General features: G+C 68.1%; 21 protein-coding genes. 9 read left to right on the forward strand and 12 right to left on the reverse strand.

Annotation, left to right across the window (positions count from 1 at the left end; translation table 11 throughout):
- Positions 1-117 precede the first annotated feature (117 nt).
- On the reverse strand, positions 118-396 hold the full coding sequence (locus VFE83_RS11905) for a GNAT family N-acetyltransferase (RefSeq protein WP_324906352.1): 279 nt from the start codon (positions 394-396) through the stop codon (positions 118-120).
- 14 nt (positions 397-410) lie between these two features.
- Positions 411-1,124 (reverse strand): hypothetical protein, encoded by a 714-nt coding sequence (locus tag VFE83_RS11910; protein ID WP_324906354.1) that lies wholly within the window; start codon positions 1,122-1,124, stop codon positions 411-413.
- A gap of 221 nt (positions 1,125-1,345) precedes the next feature.
- On the opposite strand from VFE83_RS11910, the gene VFE83_RS11915 reads away from it, so the two are divergent.
- A complete protein-coding gene (locus VFE83_RS11915) occupies positions 1,346-1,531 on the forward strand; it encodes a hypothetical protein (RefSeq protein ID WP_324906356.1) in 186 nt (61 codons plus the stop codon).
- 33 nt (positions 1,532-1,564) lie between these two features.
- On the opposite strand, the gene VFE83_RS11920 is transcribed toward VFE83_RS11915, so the two are convergent.
- The 4 genes from VFE83_RS11920 to VFE83_RS11935 all read right to left on the reverse strand — a co-directional run bounded on the left by VFE83_RS11920 (position 1,565) and on the right by VFE83_RS11935 (position 5,409).
- Positions 1,565-2,170 (reverse strand): rhomboid family intramembrane serine protease, encoded by a 606-nt coding sequence (locus VFE83_RS11920; protein ID WP_324906358.1) that lies wholly within the window; start codon positions 2,168-2,170, stop codon positions 1,565-1,567.
- Between the two features lie 19 nt (positions 2,171-2,189).
- Complete coding sequence (locus VFE83_RS11925) at positions 2,190-3,785, reverse strand: oligopeptide:H+ symporter (protein WP_324906359.1); 1,596 nt, start codon at positions 3,783-3,785, stop codon at positions 2,190-2,192.
- Positions 3,786-3,982: 197 nt separating this feature from the next.
- The gene (locus tag VFE83_RS11930) at positions 3,983-4,783 is read right to left on the reverse strand and encodes a hypothetical protein (protein ID WP_324906360.1); all 801 of its coding nucleotides are present in this window, start codon (positions 4,781-4,783) and stop codon (positions 3,983-3,985) included.
- Positions 4,780-5,409: a glutathione S-transferase family protein gene (locus VFE83_RS11935; protein WP_324906361.1), complete on the reverse strand. Its 630-nt coding sequence runs from the start codon at positions 5,407-5,409 to the stop codon at positions 4,780-4,782. Before VFE83_RS11935 ends, VFE83_RS11930 begins: the two co-directional genes overlap by 4 nt.
- A gap of 160 nt (positions 5,410-5,569) precedes the next feature.
- On the opposite strand from VFE83_RS11935, the gene ligD reads away from it, so the two are divergent.
- The gene (gene ligD / locus VFE83_RS11940) at positions 5,570-8,134 is read left to right on the forward strand and encodes a DNA ligase D (protein ID WP_324906363.1); all 2,565 of its coding nucleotides are present in this window, start codon (positions 5,570-5,572) and stop codon (positions 8,132-8,134) included.
- Here ligD and VFE83_RS11945 read toward each other — a convergent pair.
- From VFE83_RS11945 to VFE83_RS11965, 5 genes are all read right to left on the reverse strand, one after another.
- The gene (locus VFE83_RS11945) at positions 8,100-8,555 is read right to left on the reverse strand and encodes a DoxX family protein (RefSeq protein ID WP_324906365.1); all 456 of its coding nucleotides are present in this window, start codon (positions 8,553-8,555) and stop codon (positions 8,100-8,102) included. The genes ligD and VFE83_RS11945 overlap by 35 nt on opposite strands.
- A gap of 13 nt (positions 8,556-8,568) precedes the next feature.
- A complete protein-coding gene (locus VFE83_RS11950; RefSeq protein WP_324906367.1) occupies positions 8,569-8,844 on the reverse strand; it encodes a DUF1427 family protein in 276 nt (91 codons plus the stop codon).
- 82 nt (positions 8,845-8,926) lie between these two features.
- Positions 8,927-10,579 carry an MFS transporter gene (locus tag VFE83_RS11955; RefSeq protein ID WP_324906369.1) on the reverse strand — a complete coding sequence of 551 codons (1,653 nt, stop codon included), beginning with the start codon at positions 10,577-10,579 and terminating at the stop codon, positions 8,927-8,929.
- A gap of 138 nt (positions 10,580-10,717) precedes the next feature.
- Positions 10,718-11,326, reverse strand: coding sequence for a GyrI-like domain-containing protein (locus tag VFE83_RS11960; protein ID WP_324906371.1), 609 nt, complete (start codon positions 11,324-11,326; stop codon positions 10,718-10,720).
- Positions 11,327-11,412: 86 nt separating this feature from the next.
- Entirely contained in the window at positions 11,413-12,339 is a 927-nt protein-coding gene (locus VFE83_RS11965) for a LysR family transcriptional regulator (RefSeq protein ID WP_324906373.1), read from the reverse strand.
- 115 nt (positions 12,340-12,454) lie between these two features.
- Here VFE83_RS11965 and VFE83_RS11970 point away from each other — a divergent pair, with 115 nt between their 5' ends.
- From VFE83_RS11970 to VFE83_RS11990, 5 genes are all read left to right on the forward strand, one after another.
- Positions 12,455-13,156: a pirin family protein gene (locus VFE83_RS11970; RefSeq protein ID WP_324906375.1), complete on the forward strand. Its 702-nt coding sequence runs from the start codon at positions 12,455-12,457 to the stop codon at positions 13,154-13,156.
- A 250-nt stretch (positions 13,157-13,406) separates the two neighbouring features.
- Positions 13,407-14,006, forward strand: coding sequence for an NAD(P)H:quinone oxidoreductase (wrbA, locus tag VFE83_RS11975; protein WP_324906377.1), 600 nt, complete (start codon positions 13,407-13,409; stop codon positions 14,004-14,006).
- Between the two features lie 59 nt (positions 14,007-14,065).
- A complete protein-coding gene (locus VFE83_RS11980; RefSeq protein WP_324906379.1) occupies positions 14,066-14,722 on the forward strand; it encodes a hydrolase in 657 nt (218 codons plus the stop codon).
- Positions 14,723-14,735: 13 nt separating this feature from the next.
- Positions 14,736-16,709: an amidohydrolase gene (locus VFE83_RS11985; RefSeq protein WP_324906381.1), complete on the forward strand. Its 1,974-nt coding sequence runs from the start codon at positions 14,736-14,738 to the stop codon at positions 16,707-16,709.
- Positions 16,710-16,751: 42 nt separating this feature from the next.
- Positions 16,752-17,273, forward strand: a complete 522-nt coding sequence (locus VFE83_RS11990; RefSeq protein ID WP_324906383.1) for a hypothetical protein — start codon at positions 16,752-16,754, stop codon at positions 17,271-17,273.
- A 43-nt stretch (positions 17,274-17,316) separates the two neighbouring features.
- Here VFE83_RS11990 and VFE83_RS11995 read toward each other — a convergent pair whose 3' ends face one another.
- Entirely contained in the window at positions 17,317-20,022 is a 2,706-nt protein-coding gene (locus VFE83_RS11995) for a bifunctional acetate--CoA ligase family protein/GNAT family N-acetyltransferase (RefSeq protein WP_324906428.1), read from the reverse strand.
- A 123-nt stretch (positions 20,023-20,145) separates the two neighbouring features.
- On the opposite strand from VFE83_RS11995, the gene VFE83_RS12000 reads away from it, so the two are divergent.
- Both VFE83_RS12000 and dinB read left to right on the forward strand, forming a co-directional pair.
- Positions 20,146-20,511 (forward strand): HPF/RaiA family ribosome-associated protein, encoded by a 366-nt coding sequence (locus VFE83_RS12000; RefSeq protein WP_324906385.1) that lies wholly within the window; start codon positions 20,146-20,148, stop codon positions 20,509-20,511.
- Positions 20,512-20,592: 81 nt separating this feature from the next.
- The gene (gene dinB / locus VFE83_RS12005) at positions 20,593-21,705 is read left to right on the forward strand and encodes a DNA polymerase IV (RefSeq protein WP_324906387.1); all 1,113 of its coding nucleotides are present in this window, start codon (positions 20,593-20,595) and stop codon (positions 21,703-21,705) included.
- The last annotated feature ends 4 nt before the right edge of the window (positions 21,706-21,709 follow it).

Here is a 21,709-nt window from a genome sequence, read left to right on the forward strand (position 1 = left end):
TGTCACACCTGCGCGCCCGGCGCAGCATCCGGACGAAGAAAGCGGCCTCCCGGGCAGCCTGTCGGATCGGCGCCTGCCGCCGCGGGAAGCCGCTTGTTCCCACCAGGGGCTGCCGGCCTAGACCAGCAGCTGGTTGTATTCGGGATGCCGTTCAGCCCACGCGGCCGCGTAGGAGCACTTGGGATGCACGTGCCAGCCCAGCGACCGGGCGTGCTCGAACGCGGCCCGGACCAGTTCGCCGGCGATGCCGCGGCCGCCGATGGCGTCCGGCACGCCAGTGTGGACGATGACCATGGTCTCGCCCTCGCGGCGGTATTCCAGGACGGCCAGTTCGCCGTCCACGCGGGTGCTGAAGACGGCGGTGACCGGGTCGTGCTCGATGGTGTGCTGGGTCATGGCGGGAGTATCGCTCAGCGCGCGTCCCGCTTGCCCTGGTTGCGACGGTCCTGGGCACTGATGTGGCCCTGGTTGCCCTCCAGCCGGATCTCCGCCTGGTGCAGTTCGTTCGCCTTCGCCTCGGCCTCGTTGGACTGGTAGCCGGCCTTCTGTCCATGCTCGTGGTTGCCTTCGAACTGCTGCCACGGCGGCGGTTGCTGGTCGCGTTCCTGCTTGGCGGCCAGCAGTTCGCGTGTGTTGGCCAGCGCCTGCTCGGGCGTGATGCCGGTCTTGCGCGGCTGGCGCGTGCCCGTGCGGCGGCGCGCGGTTCCGGTAGCGGCCGCGGCACGCGTCCCGGTCTTCTTCGCTGCCGTGCGTGCGGTGGTCTTCTTCGTCGCGGTCTTCGCGCCGGACTTCGCAGCCTTCCTGGCTGGAGCCTTGCGGGTCGCGCCGGCGGTCCTGCCGGTGGTTTTCCTGGCCGTGGTCTTCCTGGCGGTCTTACTGGTCGCGGTCTTGCGTACCGTCTTCCTGGCTGCCTTCTTGGCGACCTTGCGCGCACCGGTGCCGGTGCTCTTGCGCGCGGTCTTCTTCGCTGCGCTGCCGGTGGTCTTCTTGACGGCCTTGCGGGCGGTCTTGGTGGCAGCCTTCCGGGTAGCCTTCTTCGCGCTCTTCGCGGCGGTCTTGCGTGCGCCCGCCTTCTTCGCGGGACTCTTGCGGACGGTCTTCTTGCCGGCCTTCCTCGTCGCCATGCCTGGGCTCCTGGGCAGTGTCGGGATGTCCGGCATAACACGGTCGGCATTCATGTCGGGTGAGCGCCGCACATCGCGGCGACAGTCAATGTCCTGATGGAACGCCCCGCGACAAGGATTGACCGACAGCGTCACCCCGCTCCGCCGCGAGGCCGCATCAGGACGACTGGCACGGAATCTGCGTGATGGATTACCGGAAACACGCTTCCGGAGGACACCCCATGAACGTGCATCACCTCACCCTGGACCATGTCAGCGACGACGCGCTGATGTCCCGCCTCTACGAACTGGCGCGCAGCGGCAAGCAGGACTCGATCGAGACTGCCCAGATCGACTCCGAGGTGTACAACCGCCTGATGCAGGCCTACGGCGACGCTTCGCCGGACGGCGACCGCCGCGCCGCCTGAGCGCGCCGGGAGGGCGCGCCCGGCGGGCCGCCCTCACCCGAACGACGGACTCATCAGACGCTGCAGGAACACCGCGCCCACGCGCGGTTCCATCAGCAGCATGAACAACACGCCGTAGAGCGCGCCCGACAGATGCGCGCTGTGGTTGATGTTGTCGCCGCCGCGTTTGTCCATCCAGATCGAATACGCGATGTACGCCACGGCGTACAGGATGGCCGGCATCGGCAGGAAGAACACGATGATCAGCGACCACGGCTGCAGCAGGATGTAGGCGAACAGCACCGCCGACACCGCGCCCGATGCGCCCAGGCTGCGGTAATGCGGATCGTGCCGGTGGCGCAGGTAGGTCGGCAGGATCGCGATGACTATGGCCGACAGGTAGAACAGCACGAAGCCCGCCGGCCCGATCAGCTCGGCCATGACCCGTTCGATCAGCCGGCCGAAGAAGTACAGCGTGATCATGTTGAACAGCAGGTGCGACCAGTCGGCGTGGATGAAGCCGTGGGTCAGCAGGCGGTCGTACTGCTTCTTCCGGTCGATCGCCGGCGGCCACAGGATCAGCCGCTCCAGCAGCGCGGGCCGGTCGAAAGCCAGCCACGACACCAGCACGGTCACGGCGATCAGGACGAAGGTCAGCATCGGCTAGGGCTCCAGGCGATCAGGCGGTGCGGTAGTTGTCCTGCATCGGATAGCGCCGCGCGTACAGCGCGAACGCCGCCGCGGCCACGAACGCGAAGCCGGCGAAGAAGAACATCAGGAAGGCGGTCTGGCTCAATCCCGTGGCGCCGATGTGCGAGGTCACCGCCTCGTTGCGCACGCCCGCGTTGGTCAGCAGCACCCACAGGCTGCCAAACGTGCTGGCCAGGTACCAGAACGCCATGATCACGCCCTTCATCGCGTGCGGCGCCTGGCTGTAGGCGAACTCCAGCGCCGTGGCCGACACCAGCACCTCGCCGAAGGTCAGCAGCGCGTACGGCAGGATCTGCCACGCCAGCGAAACCGGGTCGCCGCCGTCGATGTACAGCTGCAGGAGGCCGGCGATCACCCAGGCCACGCCGGAGAACGCGATGCCTGTGCCCATGCGGCGCAGCGCCGTCGGCTCCACGCCCATGCGGCGCATGGCCGGGTACAGCACCAGGTTGTTGAACGGGATCAGGATCATCACCAGCAGCGGGTTCAGCGCCTGCATCTGCGCGGCGTCCTTCACCAGCCAGCTGGGCCACCACCAGGCGTCGTGCGGCATCGCCATGGCGTTGCCCTGCAGCACCCAGGTCGACGCCTTCTGGTCGAACAGCGACCAGAACGGCGTGGTCAGCGCGAACACGATCAGGATGCGCAGCACCGCGCGCACGCCGTCCACGGCGGCATCGGGATGCATGCCGCGTGCGCGGTCCAGCTGCATCGAGGTGCCCCAGCCGCCGAAGGCGATGACGAAACCCAGCGCCAGGCAGGCGGCCTTCACGAAGCCCAGCTGCGGGATCAGCAGCAGCGAAACGATCGCGAGCAGGCCGCCAATGGCTGCCACCACGAAGCCCGGCCGCCCCTGCCCTGGCACCCGCGCCATCAGCGCCGTGCGCGAGACGTGCAGGAACGAATGCGGATCGGCCTGGGTCGGCGGCACGTTGACGTACTGCCTGCGGCCCAGCCAGAAGATGAAGGTGGCGATGAACATCAGCACACCCGGGATGCCGAACGCCACCGCCGGACCCAGTTCACGCAGGAAGATCGGCATCAGCAGCGAGGCGAAGAAGCTGCCGAAGTTGATGATCCAGTAGAAGGCGTCGAATACCTTCTTGGCCAGGTGCTTGTTGCTCTGGTCGAACTGGTCGCCGACGAACGACACCACCAGTGGCTTGATGCCGCCCGAGCCCAGGGCGATCAGGAACAGGCCTGTGTAGAAGCCGGTGCGATGGTTCTCGAATAGCGCCAGGCAGGCGTGGCCGGCGCAGTAGATCAGCGAGAACCACAGCACCGTCTTGTACTTGCCGAAGAAGCGGTCCGACAGCCAGCCGCCCAGCAGCGGGAAGAAGTACACGCCGATGACGAAGGTGTGGAACACCTCCACCGCCATGCTCTGGCGCTCGGCCTCGGGCAGGTAGCCCAGCAGCGCGCTGCTGGCCAGGAACTGCACCAGGATGTTGCGCATCCCGTAGAAGCTGAAACGCTCGCAACCTTCGTTGCCGATGATGTAGGGGATCTGGCGCGGAAGCTTCGCGCCGGTTCCGGCCTGGGCTGCGCTTGCGGAAATCGTCATCCGGTTCTGCCTGTTCTGGTGAGCGCCTGGAATCCGTTCACAGGACGGGACCGCCACCGGTCGTGGCCGGAGTGCGGATAAAGAACCGGCGGAGACTGGCTCCGCCGTCGCCGGAGAGTAGCAAGCGCCCGGCGACGAGCGAAAGCCCTTGATTATTCGGAAGAATCGGCGCGGCAGGACGCACGCGCCGACGTACCTTACTGAATGGTCGCGGCGGCCTCGTCGGCCGGTTCATCGAGCGTGTCATCGGCCGCGGCACCGCCCGGGCCATCCACTTCCAGCTCGTAGCGGAAGTTTTGCAGAAGCTGGCGGGGACCATCGCGCCATGCGGCATTGATGGCCAGCTGGTGCTTGCCCGGCGGCAACGGCTTGAGCATCAGCCAGTAACCGTCGGTGGTCACCGCCGGTGCGTCCTCGCCCATCGCGAAGCAGCCACCGGCCGCGACGCGCATGCGCTGCAGCTCGCCCAGCGGGCGGCCGTCGAGCAGCACCAGGCCATTGTTGACGTTCTGGGCCAGACGCGCGGCTTCGGCCTGCTTCTCCTCGCAGGTCATGGGCTGCTCCTGCAGTCCACGCACCACCACCCAGTTGATCAGCGGCACGAACAGGTGCTTGTCGGCGGGGATGCGGCAGTTGCGCACCGCATCGAAGTTGCCGTCGGTGCCGGCAAGGAACCACACCGGGCCGTCTTCCTGGTGCAATGCGCAGCGGCGGCCGTCGGGATCGCGGTATGGCACGTCGTTGACGTCGGCGAAGCGCCCCACCCACTGCCACCAGCGCTGCGTCCACTGCGCCTGCGAGAGATCGCCCACGGCGCTGTCGGCTGGAATCCAGCGGTCCGCCAGCGACACCACCGGGGCTGGCGGCGGGGCTTCCTTCTGCTTCGCCAGGCCCAGCTCCTCGCGGATGTCCTGCACTTCCTTGCAACCCGCCCCCAGCAGCAGCGCGGCCACGCACGGCACGGCAAGCGCCGCGCGCCAACCGCTCATCCGGCTCATGCCCATTCGGTCAGGCCCTCGCGCTCGTACAGCGTGCGGAACGACGGCCGCGCCTTCATGCGCTGCGCCAACGCGCCCAGGTGCGGCCACGTGTGGCCGGGACGCGGCATGTTGCGGGTCCAGCGCATCAGCATGGTCAGGTAGAGGTCGGCGGCGCTGAGGCGCTCGCCCAGCAGGTACGGACCGTGCGCGGCCAGGTGCGCGTCGATGCGATCCCACGTGGCCTCGATGCGGCGACGCGCGCCGTCCTTCACCGCATCGGTGCGGTCGGGATCGATGTCCTGCGGGTACCACCACAGGCGCAGCGGCGACTGCAGCGTGTTGGCGATGTTGAGCATCCACTGCAGGTAGGCGCCGCGCTGCGGGTCGTCCAGCGCGGGTGCAAAAGCCGCGTCTGCGTGGCGGTCGGCCAGGTGCAGCGTGAGCGCGGCGGCCTCGTACAGCGGCTGGTCGCCGTCGAGCAGCGTCGGCACCACGCCGTTGGGGTTCAACTTCAGGTATTCCGGACTTTTCTGCTGCTGGGCTGCGGTGTCGACCAGGCGCAACTCGTGCGGCACGCCCAGTTCGATCAGCAGCCAATGGACCACCATGCTCGCCGCCCCCGGCGAGTAGTACAGGCTGTACATGCGGCATTCCCCTGTTGCGAGGTGCCGATGATCGCATGCGCCCGTGCCGCTTCGAAGGCACGCGTGCCGCGGAGTGTTATCGCCGTCTCCGTTGTGCATTTCGCGCCGCGTCGACGATGGCCGGGCGAAGGTGGAAGCTCCGCCCCGCCCTGCCGACGCGATGAGCCTCACCGAATACCGCCGCAAGCGGCAGTTCAACCGCACCCGCGAGCCCGAACCCGGCAAGCGCCTGCCGCCCGGCAAGCGCGCCATCTTCGTCGTGCAGCTGCACCACGCCAGCCGGCGCCATTACGACTTCCGCCTGCAGATCGGCGATGCGCTCAAGAGCTGGGCGGTGCCCAAGGGCCCCAGCTACGACCCGTCGGTCAAGCGCATGGCGGTCGAGGTGGAAGACCACCCGGTCGATTACGCGCAGTTCGAGGGCGAGATCCCCAAGGGTCACTACGGTGGCGGCCACGTCGCGCAGTTCGACCATGGCGTGTGGGCCACCGAGTACGACCCGGAGGAGCAGCTGGCCAAGGGCCACCTGCGTTTCGAACTGTTCGGCAGCAAGCTCAAGGGCGGCTGGCACCTGGTGCGTTCGGGCAAGCCGGCGCGGCAACCGCAGTGGCTGCTGTTCAAGGACAAGGACGAATACGCCGGCACGCTGGAAGCCGACGACCTGCTGGCCGACGTCACCCCGCCGCCGGAAGAGGACGCGCGCCGCGCCGGCCGCGGCAAGACCGCGCGCAAGCGCCGCTCCGAAGTACCGGTGCAGGCCGGCACGAAGCGTCGCGACTGGGCCGCGCTGGCGTCGAAACTGCCGAAGGCACGCAAGGCGCGCGCGCCCGAGGAGTTCTTCGCGCCGCAACTGGCGCGGCTGGGCGACACGCCCCCCGCCGGCGACGACTGGCTGCACGAGATCAAGTGGGACGGCTACCGCATCGTCACCACCATCGCCAAGGGCAAGGTGCGGTTGTGGTCGCGCAACGCGCTGGACTGGACGGAGAAGGTTCCGGAGATCACCGGCGCGCTGGAAGGTCTGGGCCTGGACTCGGCCGCGCTGGACGGCGAACTGATCGCCGGTTCCGGCACGCGCGACGACTTCAACCTGCTGCAGGGCACGCTGTCAGGCGAGAAGCAGGGCACGCTGTCGTACGTGCTGTTCGACGTGCTGCACCTCAACGGCATCGACGTTTCCGGCGCGCCGCTGATCGAACGCAAGGCCTTGCTGGAAAAGCTGCTGGGCGACGGGACACGCCACCTGTCGTACAGCTCGCACGTGATCGGCGACGGCGAACGCGCGTTCGAGATGGCCGGGCAGCAGGATTTCGAAGGCATCATTTCCAAGCGCGTAGACCGCCCATACCACACGGGGCGAGGCGACGACTGGCGCAAGACCAAGAGCCTGCACAGCAACGAGTACGCGGTGGTCGGCTGGACCGCGCCGAAGGGCAGCCGCAGCGGTTTTGGTTCGCTGCTGCTGGCCACGCCGGACAAGCGCCACGGTTGGGCCTACGTTGGCCGTGTCGGCAGCGGCTTTTCGGACGTACTGCTCAAGGACCTGGCGCGCCGCATAGGTCGCGCCGGCGGCAAGGAGCCGACGGTGTTCGTGCCGGAGCACGACACCGACCTGCGCACCGCCAAGTGGTTCGAACCGCGCTTCGTCGTGGAAGTGAATTACCGCGGCGTCGGCAACCACGGGCTGTTGCGTCAGGCCTCGCTGAAATCGGTGCGCGAGGACAAGTCGATCGAGGACCTGGGCGACAGCGATCGTGGCTCGTCGACATCGGCCGCAAGGAAGACCGCGACGAAGAAGACTGCGGCCAAGACCGCGCGTGCCTCGCGCTCCCCAAAAGCCGCGAAAAGCGCCGAACGCACGCCGCCCAAGCTGAGCAGCCCGACCAAGGTGCTCTACCCCGACGACGGCTACACGAAGCTGGACGTCGCCAACTACTACGCCGCGGTGATGGATCACCTGTTGCCGGAAATCGCAGGCCGGCCGCTGTCGATCATCCGTTGCCCCGCGGGCACCGACAAACCCTGCTTCTTCCAGAAACACCACACGCCCGGGCTGGAGCTGGTGGAGTTCGTCCGGCTGAAGGAGGAAGCCGGCAACAACGCCAACTACCTGGTCGTGAACGATGCCGCGGCGCTGATGGAACTGGTGCAGTTCAACGCGCTGGAGTTCCACCCATGGGGCTCGCACGCCGACGATCCCGATCGCGCGGACCGCATCGTGTTCGACCTGGACCCAGGACCGGACGTGCCCTTTGCCGAAGTGAAGCGCGCGACCGTGGACGTGCGCAAGCGGCTGGAGGAGATCGGCCTGGAATCGTTCCTGCGCACCACCGGCGGCAAGGGCCTGCACGTGGTCGTGCCACTGGATCCGCCGGACAACTGGACACTGGTAAAGCAGTTCGCGCAGAGCTTCGCTGAAGTGATGTCGCAGGCGGAGCCCGACCGCTTCCTGTCCGTGTCGACCAAGCGCCTGCGCAACAAGCGCATCTTCGTCGACTATCTGCGCAATGGCCGCGGTGCGACGGCGGTGGCGTCGTATTCGCTGCGCGCGCGACCGCGCGCACCGGTCGCGATGCCGCTGGCGTGGAGCGAGCTGTCCAAGCTAAAGCGCGGCGACGCGTTCACCATCGAGGACGTACCGGCGCGGCTGAAGCGTCGTCGCAAGGACCCATGGGCCGGTGTGGAGAAGCTCAGGCAGAACCTGGCGCAGTGGGGGGCCGGCTGAGCGGCGACTCTGGTTGTTGGTGCAGTGATTCATGCTCGCTCGCGGCGTCGCGCCATGCATAAGCCGCGACCAGCAGGAAGCCACCGACCAGCCCCGCATGTTCCAGGAACGCATTGAGATTGTGGAAGCGTTCCATGCCCTGCATCGTCCAGAACGCGTGGCCGATCCACGTCGCCGCCACGGTGAAGCCGGCGAGCACAAGTGCACCCAACGCGCGCCAGCGACCGCGACAGAACAGAACCATCGTCGCGCCGCCCAACTGCACGACAATGGTTGCCGCCGCGAAGAACACCGCCGGCTGCAACCCGAAGTGTGCTTGCTCGGCCACTGCGGAGGAAAAGTCGGCCAGCTTGGCAATACCGCTGTAGACGAACGCCAGGCACAGGCCGGCGCGCGCCACGACGTCCAGCAAGGCGGTCATGCGCCCTACCCGCTCAGCTGCCATGACCGTCCTCCTGCGCAGCGTGCTTCGCATCGGCCTTGGGCAGTCGCGCGAACATGTGCTGCCCGCATTGCGTTTTCACCCAGGCCGACGTCACCTGCTCGCGCGCGATCACGCGTTTGGCCAGCGGCACCAGCTGCTCGCCGAGCAGGATGCCCAGCAGGCCCACCAACGCGACCACCGGCGGTGCCGGCGAGCGCACGTTGAGCACGCCGTAGATCACGCCGACCAGCACGCCGACGGCGAGGGACACCAGATAGAGTTTCATTCGTCCTCCACGGCACGTGCCGTCACGCGACGATCAGACCAGCTGCGGCGCGCGGCGATCTTGCACCGCCGTGCGGTGTGGCTCATGCCATCGGATTGACGTTGCCGGCGGTTCGCGTGGGCAATGTCGCGCCGGGGGCTCCACCGACGAAATGGCGCACGACCGGCATCGTGCCCGGCTCCAGCAGCGCGCCAATCGCCTCCTGCAGGTGGTGCTCGTCCTCGGTGACGCGTTCGTGCTGGCGCAGGTGCTCGAGCCACGAGCAATCGACGAAGTGCTCCATGTACACGCCGGGCGCGACCGTGTCTTCCGCCACGCCCCACGACACCGCACCGTTGCGGCGACGGCCGCGTCCCAGTTCGCGCATCAGGCGCAGGAACTCGCTGCGCTCCGGCAGCCGCACGCGGTATTCGATGGTGACGAGCACCGGCCCGCGATCGCCGGCTACTTCGTCGGTGACGACCGGCTGTGGCCAGTGACCGGACGGCGTGACATCCAGTTGCATGGCCGCGCCCAGAGGAAAACGAAGGCCGAACAGGGCCGCCAGCACCGTGCCGAACGATGCGGCCAGCAGCGCGGTCGTCGCCCCCTGCGCCTGCGCCAATGCGCCCCAGCCCAGGCTGCCGGCGGCCAGCCCCGCCGAGAACACCACGATGTACAGCGACAACGCGCGCGCCCTCACCCACGCCGGCACCGAGGTCTGCGCGGCGATCTGCAGCGACGACAGCACGCTGATCCATGCGAAGCCGTTGACCAGCGACATCAGGTAGAGCACGCGCACGTCGCGCACCAGCGCCAGCACCGCGATGCACGCCGCATACGCCAGCGTGGCCAGCAGCACCAGGCGGTCGGGCTCGATGCGACGGCGCAGGCGCGGCAGCAGCAGCGCACCAGTGATCGCACCGGCACCGACGCAGCCGAGCAGCAGGCCGTACGTGCCGGCGCTGGCACGCAGTTCCTGCTTGACCACGATGGGCAGCAGCGCCGTCAGCGCACTGGCGAAGACGAAGAAGCTGCCGGCCTTCACCAGCACCGCCTGCAGCACGCTGGCCTGGCGCGCGTAGCGCCAGCCGGCCCGCAATGCGACGCCGAAGGTTTCCGGCGGCAGCGCGCTGGATGCGGGCTCGCGCCGCCAGCGCACCAACACCACCATCACGCCAAGGAACGACAGCGCATTGATGGCGAACGCCCACGCCACACCGAGTTGCGCAACGATCACGCCGCCCAGCGCCGGCCCGATCGCCCGCGCGATGTTCATGCTCAGCGAACCCAGCGCCACCGCGGCGCCGAGCATCGGGCGCGGCACCAGTTCCGGCGTGCTCGCCTGCTGCGCCGGCATCGCCATGGCCGCGCCCACGCCGAGCGCGAACGTCAGCATCACCAGCGTCCACGGCCCCATCTGGCCAAACTGCGCCAGCAGCGCCAGCGTGCCCGCGACCAGGAACATCCACAGCTGCGCGAGGATCAGGTAACGGCGGCGGTCGACGATGTCGGACAGGGTGCCCGCGACGATGGCCAGCAGCACCACCGGCAACGTCGTGGCCGACTGCACCGCCGCCACCATGAAGGGCGATCCGGTGGTCTCCGCCATCACCCATGCGGCAGCGACGTCGTGGATCCAGGTGCCGATGTTCCCCGCCAGGATGGCCAGCCAGAGCCCGCGGAACGTCGGCACCTTCAACGGCGACCAGGGGCCGCTCGCCGCATCCGTCGCCGTGGCGTCAGCCTTGGCCATGCTCACCTCACGATGCGTCCATCAGGCGACGGACGCGATGTCCCGATCCAGAACGCCGAGGTTAGGCGGACGCGCCGAGGCGGCCCACCCCCGATCGGGGGACCGACGACGTGACCACTGGATGCGCCATCGCACGCATCACGTCATCGGCTGGCGAATGATGGTTTTCCATCGCGCAGGGTCGGCACGCCGGACGTCGGTCAGATAGATCTCGTGGTGCTTGCCAGTCAGCGCCGAATGCGCCCGGATGAAGTCGTGGACGCGCTGGATGGTCGGGCCTTCCTCGCTGAAGGGCCCGACGTGGAGCGTCTGGGCGCATCGCCCTTCGGTAAAGGTTTGAAGTCGGAGCTTTTCCACGGCGGCGAGCCGCTTCCTGCGCCTGACCTGCGCGATGGCGTCTTCGATCAGCGCCGGTTCCACGAAATCGGGCTGCATGATCATCATGGTCCACTGCCACTTCGCGCGGTCGTCGTTCACGAACGCGGTGAGGTCGTCGGACCACCACAGGCCTTCCAGCGGCATCACGGCGTAATCGATGGCCTGCGCGCCCTTCTTCACCATGAACTTGGCCGTGTACGACACCGAAAACAGGGCTTCCACCGCACGCGCATAGGCCGGCGAGGTGTTCGGGTCGCCTTCGCCATCGATCATCAGGAACCGGAACGCGGGCACGTCGACCTGTATCACCCGGCTTACCGGCGGCCGGTACAGCGGACCGAGTTCGCGTTTCAGGTCGATCTTCTGCACGAAGGCTCCACGGTCAGGCCGGTCGGAGTCGAGACGATAGCCGCTTCATGGCGCCGAGTCGCAGCTTCCGTCGCCCTTGGAGATGCTCAGGCGTCCCGCGCGTCGCGGTCCGCCCACGGCGCCTTTTCGAACTTCTTCACCAGATGATCGATGAGCACCTGCACGCGCGCCGGACGCACGCGACCGGGCGGCGTGACCACGTGCAATGCGATGGGCGGCGGCGACCAGTCGGGCATCACCACTTCCAGCTTGCCCGCCTTCAACTCGCGCCAGATCAGGAACTCCGGCTGCAACGCCAGCCCCAGGCCGGCGAGCAAGGCCGGGTTGAGCGCTTCGGCGTTGTTGACGCGCAGCTGCGCCGGCACGCTGATCGAGAAATCGCCGTGGCGGCGGTGATGGAAGCGCCACGCGTTGCCGAAACGCGAGAGCGTGTAGAACAGCGCGCCATGTTGCGCCAGATCGCGCGGGTGTTTCGGCCGGCCGTGTGCGTCGAGATACGCCGGCGAGGCGACCAGCAGGATCCGCACGCCGCACAGGCGTCGCGCGAGCAGGCTGGAGTCGGCAAGCGCCGAAATGCGCAGCGCGAGGTCGAAGCCGCCGCCGACCAGGTCCACGATGCCGTCGTCGAAGTCGACCTCCAGCGATACGTCGGGATACCGCGCCATGAACTCCGGCAGCACCGGCGAGAGGTGCTCGATGCCAAACGACATCGGCACCGCCATGCGCACCTGCCCGCGCGGGCTGGCGGCCTGCGCGGTGATTTCCGCCTCCACCGCCTCGCCCTCGGCCAGGATGCGGCCGGCGCGTTCCAGCGCGCCGCGACCGCTTTCCGTCAGCGACATGCGCCGCGACGTGCGATGGAACAGCACTGTCTTCAGCCGTGTTTCGAGGCGGGTGATGGCCTTGGAAATCGTGGCCTGCGAAAGGTCGAGCTCCGCCGCGGCGCGCGCGAACGAGCCCGTTTCGGCGACCTTGGCGAAGATCGCCCAGGCTTCCAGGTCGGGCAGTTTCATGGCCGCCTCCGATCATGCAAATAATGGAAACGATCATATTCGATCCGTTCCATTCTCAACCAGCCCGTACCGGCCTATCGTGGCGCCACTCCTCCACACAACCCGGAGCAAGGTCATGATCGAGCGTCGCCCCTTCAACTCCCTCGGCGGTGCCAACCACGGTTGGCTCGATGCCAAGCACCACTTCTCGTTCGCCAGCTACCACGACGCCGCCCGCATGGGCTGGGGCGCGCTGCGTGTGTGGAACGACGACACCATCGCCGCCAACACGGGCTTCCCGCCGCACCCGCATTCGGACATGGAGATCATCACCTACGTCCGCGAAGGCGCGATCACCCACCAGGACAACCTGGGCAACAAGGGCCGCACCGAAGCGGGCGACGTGCAGGTGATGAGCGCCGGCACCGGCATCCAGCACGCCGAATACAACCTGGAGCCGGTTACCACGCGGATCTTCCAGATCTGGATCATCCCGGACGCGCGCGGCGGTGCACCGACCTGGGGCAGCAAGCCCTTCCCCAGGGGCGATCGCTCCGGCCGGTTCGTGACGCTAGCCAGCGGCATGCCCGGCGATGACGATGCGCTGCCGATCCGCGCCAATGCGCGCGTGCTGGGCCTGAACCTCGTTGCGGGCGAAACCGCCGAGTACGACTTCGGCGGCAGCCGCTTCGGATACCTGGTGCCGGCCAAGGGCACCATCGAAGTCAACGGCGAGCGCATCGAAGCCCGCGACGGTGCGGCGATCCGCAACGAAGGCACGATCACCGTCAAGGCGATCGACGACGCGGAAGTGGTGCTGGTCGATACCGCGCCGTAACGGTTGGCGCAGGCCCCTCTCTCCCCTCGGGAGAGGGTTGGGGTGAGGGGCAACGAAGCATCACGCGCAAGCCGCAGTGCAGTGACGCACCCGCTTCGCTTCCCCTCATCCGCCCTGCGGGCACCTTCTCCCGACGGGAGAAGGAAAAAGCGACCACAACCGCAACAGCATCCAATCCATTCTCCCCGCCCGCCCCGCATCGTCTGCGGGTCGGAGCGGCATCGCTCACTCCACCCCAAGGAAAACCGCAATGGCCAAGATCCTGGTCCTGTACTACTCCGCCTACGGGCACGTCGAGACGATGGCACAGGCGATCGCCGAAGGCGCGCGCGGCGCCGGCGCGCAGGTAGACATCAAGCGCGTGCCGGAACTGGTGCCGCAGGACGTCGCGGAACGTTCGCACTTCAAGCTCGACCAGGCCGCGCCGATCGCCAAGGTGGAAGACCTGGCGGACTACGACGGCATCATCATCGGAACCGGCACGCGCTTTGGTCGCATGTCGTCGCAGATGGCCAATTTCCTCGACCAGGCCGGAGGTCTGTGGGCGCGTGGCGCGCTGCACGGCAAGGTCGGCTCGGCCTTCACCTCCACGGCCACGCAGCACGGCGGTCAGGAAACCACGCTGTTTTCCATCATCACCAACCTGCTGCACTTCGGCATGGTCGTGGTGGGACTGGATTACGGCCACGCCGGACAGATGCGCCTGGACGAAGTGACCGGCGGCTCGCCCTATGGCTCGTCGACCATCGCCGGCGGCGACGGTTCGCGTCAGCCCACCCAGAACGAACTGGACGGCGCGCGCTACCAGGGCCGCGTCGTCGCCGAAACCGCGATCCGCCTGCACGGCTGACCGCACGGGGCCGGCGCCCGTGCGTCGGCCCATCCCATCCCACACGAACAGGATCGATCATGCCCACCGCCATCACTGCCGCCGGCAAGCAGTTGCTCAATCCGCAGGACCACATCCTGGTCCTGATCGATCACCAGTCGCAGATGGCGTTCGCGGTGCGTTCGATCGACGTCGCCACGCTGCGCACCAACGTGGCGCTGGTATCGAAGGCCGCCGTCGGCTTCGGCGTCAGCACGATCGTGACCACCGTGGCGGAGAAGTCGTTCTCCGGCCCGCTGTTCCCGGAAGTAGCGGCCGCCTTCGGCCAGTCCCCCGTCTACGACCGCACCAGCATGAACTGCTGGGAAGACGCGCAGGTCACCGATGCCGTCAATACGATCGGCAAGGGCCGGATCGTGTTCTCCGGCCTGTGGACCAGCGTCTGCATCGTCGGCCCGGTCCTGACCGCACTCGAACAGGGCTTCGACGCGTACGTCATCGCCGATGCCTGCGGCGACGTCAGCGACGAGGCGCACGAACGCGCGATGCAGCGCATGATCCAGGCCGGCGCGCGACCGCTGACGGCCCTGCAGTACATGCTGGAGCTGCAGCGCGACTGGGCGCGCGCGGCCACCTACGACCTCACCACCGGCATCGCGCGCGAAATGGCCGGCGGTTATGGCCTTGGCATCCAGTACGCCAAGGCGATGTTCGGCGCCTCCGAAGGCGGTCACTGAAGCAGGTCCGGCGATGCCCATCGACCCCTCGCGTCGCCGGATCATCGAGGCCGCACTCGCCGGCACGCTGCTCGGCTGCACGCCGCGTGGCACGAACCGGCGCGAGGCGGCACAGGGAGGAAACGTGGTCGAAGCCAACGCCGAGCTGATCGTCTTCAACGCGCGGATCGCGACGCTAGATCCGCGACGCCCGACTGCAACCGCGCTCGCGGTGGCCGGCGGCAACCTGATCGCCATCGGCAACGACGCCGAGGTACTGGCGCTGTCGCACGACGGCACGCGCATGATCGACGCGCGCGGCCGACGCCTGATCCCGGGGCTCAACGACAGCCACACGCACCTCATCCGTGGCGGCCTCAACTACAACCTCGAACTGCGCTGGGATGGCGTGTCCAGTCTGGCCGATGCGATGGCGATGCTGCGCGAACAGGTCGCGGGCACGCCGGCACCGCAGTGGGTGCGCGTGGTGGGCGGCTTCAGCGAACACCAGTTCGTCGAAAAGCGCCTGCCGACCCTGGACGAACTCAACGCCGTCGCACCCGACACGCCGGTCTTCATCCTGCATCTGTACGACCGCGCCCTGCTCAACCGCGCGGCGCTGCGTGCGGTCGGCTATACGAAGGACAGCCAGGATCCGCCGGGCGGCCGCATCGAACGCGACAAGGCGGGCAACCCGACCGGCCTGCTGCTGGCCAAGCCCAACGCGCTGATCCTGTACGCAACGCTGGCGAAGGGCCCGAAGCTTCCGCCGGAGTACCAGCGCAACTCCACGCGCCATTTCATGCGTGAACTCAACCGGCTGGGCATCACCTCGGTCATCGACGCGGGCGGCGGTTTCCAGAACTACCCGGACGACTACGAGATCATCCGCCAGCTGCATGCGGACGACGAGCTCACCGTCCGCATCGCCTACAACCTGTTCACGCAGAACAAGGGCGGCGAGCTGGCCGACTTCGAACGCTGGATCGGCATGCTGCAGCCGCGCGCCGGTGACGACATGCTGCGCCATAACGGCGCCGGCGAAATGCTGGTGTTCTCCGCCGCGGATTTCGAGGATTTCCGTGAGCCGCGCCCGGAACTGCCTCCGGAACTGGAAGGCGATCTGGAAAGCGTGGTGCGGCTGCTCAGCCAGAAGCGCTGGCCGTTCCGCATCCACGCCACCTACGACGAGAGCATCGGCCGCATCCTCGACGTCTACGAGAAGGTGAACCGCGACGTTCCCTTCGACGGACTGCACTGGTTCATCGATCACGCCGAAACCATCAGCGACCGCAACATCGACCGCGTGCGCGCGCTCGGCGGCGGTATCGCCGTCCAGCACCGCATGGCCTACCAGGGCGAGTTCTTCGCCCAGCGCTATGGCAACGACGCGCTGAAGCGAACGCCGCCGGTGCGACGCATGCTCGATGCCGGCGTACCGGTCGGGGCCGGCACCGACGCCACCCGCGTGGCCAGCTACAACCCGTGGGTCGCCCTGTACTGGCTGAGCACGGGGCGCACGGTCGGCGGCATGCCGATGTACGGCGAGGACAACCTGCTCGCGCGCGAAGAAGCATTGCGCCTGTGGACGCAGGGCAGCGCGTGGTTCTCGGGCGAGGAATCGCGCAAGGGCGTGCTGGCGGCGGGTCAGTTCGCGGATTTCGCGGTGCTGTCGGACGACTTCCTGTCGGTGCCCGACGAACGCATCCAGGGCATCACCAGCGTGCTCACGGTGGTCGGCGGGCGTTTGGTGCACGGCGAGGACGAGTTCGCCCGCCTCGCGCCGCCCTTGCCCGATCCGATGCCCGACTGGTCGCCCGTGCGCCGATGGGGCGGCTACCAGCCGGGCACGCTTGGCCAGGCCGCCGCGGCCATGGCCCATGGCCATTCGCACGGCGACGGCGCCGCCTGCCACGTGCACCACGCCTCCCACGCCGCCCATTTCGATGCACCCGGCGACCTGCGCGGATTCTGGGGTGCATTGGGTTGCTCGTGTTTCGCGTTCTAGAGGTCGTAACGGTCTTCCGCTTCCAACCTGCGAGGTGACGTCATGCTCGAGCTGCTGAACATCACCGCCTTCGGCGCGTTCCACACGGTCATCGCCATCATCGGCGTCGTCGCGGGCTTCGTTGCCCTGATCCGCTACCGGCAGATACGCCTGAACACCGTGGCGGGCTCCTCGTTCTTCTGGTTCACGATCGGCGCGGCGGTCACCGGGCTCTTCATCTTCCGCCGCGGCAGCTTCGGCGCACCGCACGTGCTGAGCCTGCTCACGCTGGTGGTGCTGGCGCTGGCGTGGTGGGCGGAGCGCCGCAACGGTTTCGGCCGGCTTTCGGGCTACGCCACGGTGCTGTTCAACCTTACGGCCCTGTTCTTCCACTTCATCCCGGCCTTCGTGGAAACGCTGACGCGCGTACCGCTGGGCGCACCGTTTGCGACCGGGCCGGAAGACACGCGACTGTTCGGGCCGATCGGGACCGCATTCGTCGCGTACCTGATTGGAGCGGTGTGGCAGATCCTGCGCCAGCGCCGGATCGGCCGCATGCTCGCTCCGGGCCCGGGACTGGCCTGACGAACGGCCACCGACAGCGCGCGGCACGACGCCGCGCGATGCGTCACTCCGCCGCGTGCTGGTCCAGGCGCAGGGACACGTTGACCAGGCTCGGATCGTCCGGGTTGGTGCTCACCGAGAACCCAAGCCGGCGGCACATGGCGATCATGGTGCGGTTTTCCTGCAGCACTTCGCCCTCGATCGAATGCAGGCCCAGCCAGCTCGCGTACTCGATCATGATCTGCATCAGGCGCCAGCCCAGCCCGTGCCCCTTGAGGTCCGAGCGCACCAGGATGCCGTACTCGCCGCGGTCGTAATTGGCGTCGGCATGCAGGCGTACGGCGCCGAGCATCTCGCCGGTGCCGGGATCGATGGCGACCAGCGCGATCGAGCGCGCGTAGTCCAGTTGCGTCAGCTGCGCGATGAACTCGTGGCTGAAATGGCGCACGGTCTGGAAGAACCGCATGCGCAGGTCTTCGTCCGACACCTTCTGGAAGAACGTGCGGAACATCTCCTCGTCCTCCGGCCGCACCGGACGCACGAACGCGGTGGCGCCGTCGGATAGCTCGATTTCCCGTTCCCATTCCTTCGGATACGGACGGATCGCGAAACGGGGATGGCCGGGCCCCTTGTGCAATGCACGCGACGTGGACACGCCGATGCGTGCATCCACCGCGATCAGCCCGTCACGATCGGCCAGCAGCGGGTTGATGTCGACCTCGCGGATCTGCGACAGGTCCGCGACCAGCTGCGCCAGCTTCACCAGCACCAGCGCGACCGCGCGCTCGTCCGCCGCCGGCACGTCGCGGTAGGCCTTCAGGATGCGCGACACGCGCGTCCGACCGATCATCTCGTGCGCCAGGCGCAGGTCCAGCGGCGGCAGCGCCAGCACCTTGTCGTCGATGACCTCCACCGCCGTGCCGCCACGGCCGAACACGATGACCGGCCCGAACGTCTCGTCATCGGCCACGCCGGCGATCAGCTCGCGCGCTTTCGGACGCACGACCATCGGATGCACGGTGACGCCCTGGATGCGCGCATCCGGCCGCGCGTCGCGCGCACGCTGCAGGATCGCCTCGGTCGCCTCGCGCACGGCCTGTTCGCTGAGCAGGTTCAGGCGCACCCCGTCGACGTCGGACTTGTGGTCGATGTCGGGCGAGAGGATCTTCACCGCCACCGGCGTTCCGTCGGCCAGGATCGCAGCCGCCTCGCGTGCGGCACCGTCGGCATCGCGCGCGGCCTTCACCGGCGTGATCGGGATGTCGTACGCGCCGAGCACGCGCGTGACCTCGACCGGGTCGAGCCAACGTCGGCCTTCCGCCACGGCCGCCTCGACGATGGCGCGCGCCGTCTGCGTGTCCGCCTGGAAGTCGTCGGGCATGCTCGGCGGCGTTTCCATCAGCGTGGTCTGCGCTTCGCGATGGCGTACCAGATACATGAAGCCGCGTATCGCATCGGCTTCGGTGGCGTAGTTGGGAATGCGCGCGGCGTTGAGCCGTGCGACGGCGTCTTCGTCCGCGCCCAGCCACACCGCGAACACCGGCTTGCGGGCGATGTGGCGCGGCAGCGACTTGCGCGCATCGGCCAGCGCCTGCGCACGCGCATCGGCGCCCATCAACGCGGTGGGCACGTTGAGCGCGAGGATCGCGTCGTTCTGGTCGTCCTCCATCAACGCCCGGAATGCATCGCTATACGCGGCATGGTCGACGTCGCCGTAGAAGTCCACGGGATTGGTACCGGGCCATGCGGACGACGCGATCGGACGGATGCGCTCGCGCGTGGCGTCCGACAGCGTCGCCAGCGTGCCGCCCATGTCCAGCAGCCGATCGGCCGCGAGCGTACCCGTGCCACGCCCGTTGGCGAAGATGGCCAGACGCCGGCCGGGGAACGTATCAGTACGGCCCAGTGTCTCCGCCGCGGCGAACAGCTCGTCCAGCGCACGCACGCGCAGCATGCCGGCGCGTTGGAACGCCGCCGCGTACACCGCGTCGGGGCGCGCCAGTGCCGCGGCATGCGTGCCCGGTGCGTGCGGGCGCGGCGCGTGGCGACCGGATTTCACGACGACCACCGGCTTCAGGCGTGCGGCCGCGCGCGCCGCCGACATGAACTTGCGCGCATCGCGGATCGATTCGACATACAGCAGGATGGCCCGACTGTGGCGATCCCGCGCGAAGTAGTCGAGCAGGTCGCCGAAATCGACGTCCACCACCTCCCCCAGCGTGGCGACCGCGGAAAAGCCGATGGAGCGGATCGCACCCCACTCGACCAGCGCGGCAGCGATGGCTGCGGATTGCGACACCAGGGCGATGTCGCCCGCCAGGGGCCCGTGTGCGGCGAAGCTGGCATTGAGCCGCGCATGCGGCGCGATCACGCCCAGGCTGCTCGGTCCGACCACGCGCAGGCCGTGTGCCCGCGCGGTGGCCTGCAGTTCGGCCGCCAGCGAGCCCTCGCCCTGTCCCAGCCCGGTGCTGAGCACGACGACCGCCGACGCGCCCTTCTCCGCTGCCGCGCGTGCCAGCCTGGGCACCATCGCGGCAGGCGTGGCGATCACCACGAGTTCCGGCGTGAAGGGCAGGTCCTGCAGCCGCGCAACCGATGCGATTCCCTCGATCTCGCGATGGCGCGGGTTGACCAGTCCGATCTGGCCCGGGAAGCCTCCCGTCAGCAGGTTGCGCAGCACGGCACGTCCGATGGAGCGCTCACGCGGACTGCCGCCGACCACGGCCACCGAAGATGGAGCGAACAGCGATGGGAGCGAGTACGTGCTCATGTGCGTCTTGCCGATCCAGCCATCGTGCTGCATTCCCCGCGACGTGTCTTGAGCGGCCTCAAGGCGGAGCACCCGGCCACCCGACCCAATATAGGCCCAACGCAACCGCAGTCAGGAGCACGCATGAACCTCGACGTCACGATCCGCTTCGAAGACATGGCCCCTTCGGAGGCATTGGCAAACGACATCCGGCGCCACGCCGACAAGCTGCTGCAGTTCGCATCGCGCCTGCAATCGTGCGACGTTGCCGTGCGCCATGACGCACATCGCCACACGCACGGCAACCGCTACGTGGTGCGCATCCACGCGGTGATGCCGGGCGGCACCTTCGAAGCAGGTCGTCCGTCGCTGGATCGCAGCCATGAGGATGCCTACATCGCCGTGCGTGACGCGTTCGACGCGCTGCGCCGGCAGCTCGAGGATCACATGCGCATCCGCCGCGGCGAAGTGAAGCGGCACTCCGCGCATGAAACCCTGGCGAGCGAGTAAGCCGCGGCATCGACTCGCCCCTCCCGGCGCGTTAGCATTTTGACTAACGCGCCGCCCCGCACCGGCGCGGGCCCGCCCGCCTTGTCGCCCAGCCCCCGCAAGATCCTCCACGTCGACATGGACGCCTTCTACGCGTCGGTCGAACAGCGCGACGATCCCTCGTTGCGCGGGCGCCCGGTGGTGGTCGCCTGGCGCGGGCAGCGCTCGGTGGTGTGCGCGGCCAGCTACGAGGCCCGCAAGTTCGGGGTCCGCTCCGCGATGCCGGCAATCCGCGCCGAGCGATTGTGCCCGCAGGCGGTGTTCGTGCCGCCGGACTTCACCCGCTACAAGGCCGTCTCGCGGCAGGTGCGCGAGATCTTCGCCCGGCACACGGACCTCATCGAGCCCCTCTCACTGGATGAGGCCTACCTCGATGTAACCGTCACCAAATCGGAGTTGCCCACCGCTACGGCAACGGCGCAGGCGATCCGCGAGGCGATCCGCGAGGAAACTCAACTCACCGCTTCGGCGGGCGTGGCGCCCAACAAGTTCCTCGCCAAGATCGCCTCCGACTGGCGCAAGCCCGACGGCCTGTTCGTCGTGCGCCCGCACCAGGTCGAGGCATTCCTCGCGCCGCTGCCAGTGGGCCGCCTGCCCGGCGTCGGCAAAGTCATGGAGAAGCGTCTGGAGGAACTGGGCATCGCCACCGTGGCCGACCTGCGCAACCTCGGTGCAGCGGAACTGGAGCTGCGCTTCGGACGCTGGGGCCGACGGCTGCACGAACTCTCGCTCGGCATCGATGAGAACCCGGTCGAGCCGGAACGCCCCACCCTGCAGATTTCCGCCGAGGACACGTTCGAACGCGACCTGCAGCTGGACGAACTGGCACCCCACATCGAGCGTCTCGCCAGCAAGACCTGGGAAAGCTACGGTCGCGAACGCGTGCGCGACCCGGATCGCATCGCCCGCACGGTGGTGCTGAAGCTCAAGACGGCGGACTTCCGCATCCTCACCCGCAGCCTGACCACCCCGCAGCCGCCGAACTCCCTGGAACAACTGTCGCGCATTGCCTGCGACCTGCGCGCACGCGTGCCGTTGCCACTCGAGACGCGCTATCGGCTCGTGGGCGTTGGCCTGTCCGGATTCATCGAACGCGAGGCGCTGGCGCAGGCCGAACTGTTCGCCTGCGATGAGGCGGGCGTCGACAACGCTTAGCCTT

This window comes from Lysobacter sp., from assembly GCF_035655815.1.
Taxonomy (GTDB): Bacteria; Pseudomonadota; Gammaproteobacteria; order Xanthomonadales; family Xanthomonadaceae; genus Lysobacter_J.

Excerpts from the sequence above, each read along its gene's own strand:
- VFE83_RS11905 (WP_324906352.1), bottom strand. The coding sequence starts at position 396 with ATGACCCAGCACACCATCGAGCACGACCCGGTCACCGCCGTCTTCAGC.
- VFE83_RS11910 (WP_324906354.1), bottom strand. The coding sequence starts at position 1,124 with ATGGCGACGAGGAAGGCCGGCAAGAAGACCGTCCGCAAGAGTCCCGCG.
- VFE83_RS11915 (WP_324906356.1), top strand. The coding sequence starts at position 1,346 with ATGAACGTGCATCACCTCACCCTGGACCATGTCAGCGACGACGCGCTG.
- VFE83_RS11920 (WP_324906358.1), bottom strand. The coding sequence starts at position 2,170 with ATGCTGACCTTCGTCCTGATCGCCGTGACCGTGCTGGTGTCGTGGCTG.
- VFE83_RS11925 (WP_324906359.1), bottom strand. The coding sequence starts at position 3,785 with ATGACGATTTCCGCAAGCGCAGCCCAGGCCGGAACCGGCGCGAAGCTT.
- VFE83_RS11930 (WP_324906360.1), bottom strand. The coding sequence starts at position 4,783 with ATGAGCCGGATGAGCGGTTGGCGCGCGGCGCTTGCCGTGCCGTGCGTG.
- VFE83_RS11935 (WP_324906361.1), bottom strand. The coding sequence starts at position 5,409 with ATGTACAGCCTGTACTACTCGCCGGGGGCGGCGAGCATGGTGGTCCAT.
- ligD (WP_324906363.1), top strand. The coding sequence starts at position 5,570 with ATGAGCCTCACCGAATACCGCCGCAAGCGGCAGTTCAACCGCACCCGC.
- VFE83_RS11945 (WP_324906365.1), bottom strand. The coding sequence starts at position 8,555 with ATGACCGCCTTGCTGGACGTCGTGGCGCGCGCCGGCCTGTGCCTGGCG.
- VFE83_RS11950 (WP_324906367.1), bottom strand. The coding sequence starts at position 8,844 with ATGAAACTCTATCTGGTGTCCCTCGCCGTCGGCGTGCTGGTCGGCGTG.
- VFE83_RS11955 (WP_324906369.1), bottom strand. The coding sequence starts at position 10,579 with ATGGCCAAGGCTGACGCCACGGCGACGGATGCGGCGAGCGGCCCCTGG.
- VFE83_RS11965 (WP_324906373.1), bottom strand. The coding sequence starts at position 12,339 with ATGAAACTGCCCGACCTGGAAGCCTGGGCGATCTTCGCCAAGGTCGCC.
- VFE83_RS11970 (WP_324906375.1), top strand. The coding sequence starts at position 12,455 with ATGATCGAGCGTCGCCCCTTCAACTCCCTCGGCGGTGCCAACCACGGT.
- wrbA (WP_324906377.1), top strand. The coding sequence starts at position 13,407 with ATGGCCAAGATCCTGGTCCTGTACTACTCCGCCTACGGGCACGTCGAG.
- VFE83_RS11980 (WP_324906379.1), top strand. The coding sequence starts at position 14,066 with ATGCCCACCGCCATCACTGCCGCCGGCAAGCAGTTGCTCAATCCGCAG.
- VFE83_RS11985 (WP_324906381.1), top strand. The coding sequence starts at position 14,736 with ATGCCCATCGACCCCTCGCGTCGCCGGATCATCGAGGCCGCACTCGCC.
- VFE83_RS11990 (WP_324906383.1), top strand. The coding sequence starts at position 16,752 with ATGCTCGAGCTGCTGAACATCACCGCCTTCGGCGCGTTCCACACGGTC.
- VFE83_RS11995 (WP_324906428.1), bottom strand. The coding sequence starts at position 20,022 with ATGAGCACGTACTCGCTCCCATCGCTGTTCGCTCCATCTTCGGTGGCC.
- VFE83_RS12000 (WP_324906385.1), top strand. The coding sequence starts at position 20,146 with ATGAACCTCGACGTCACGATCCGCTTCGAAGACATGGCCCCTTCGGAG.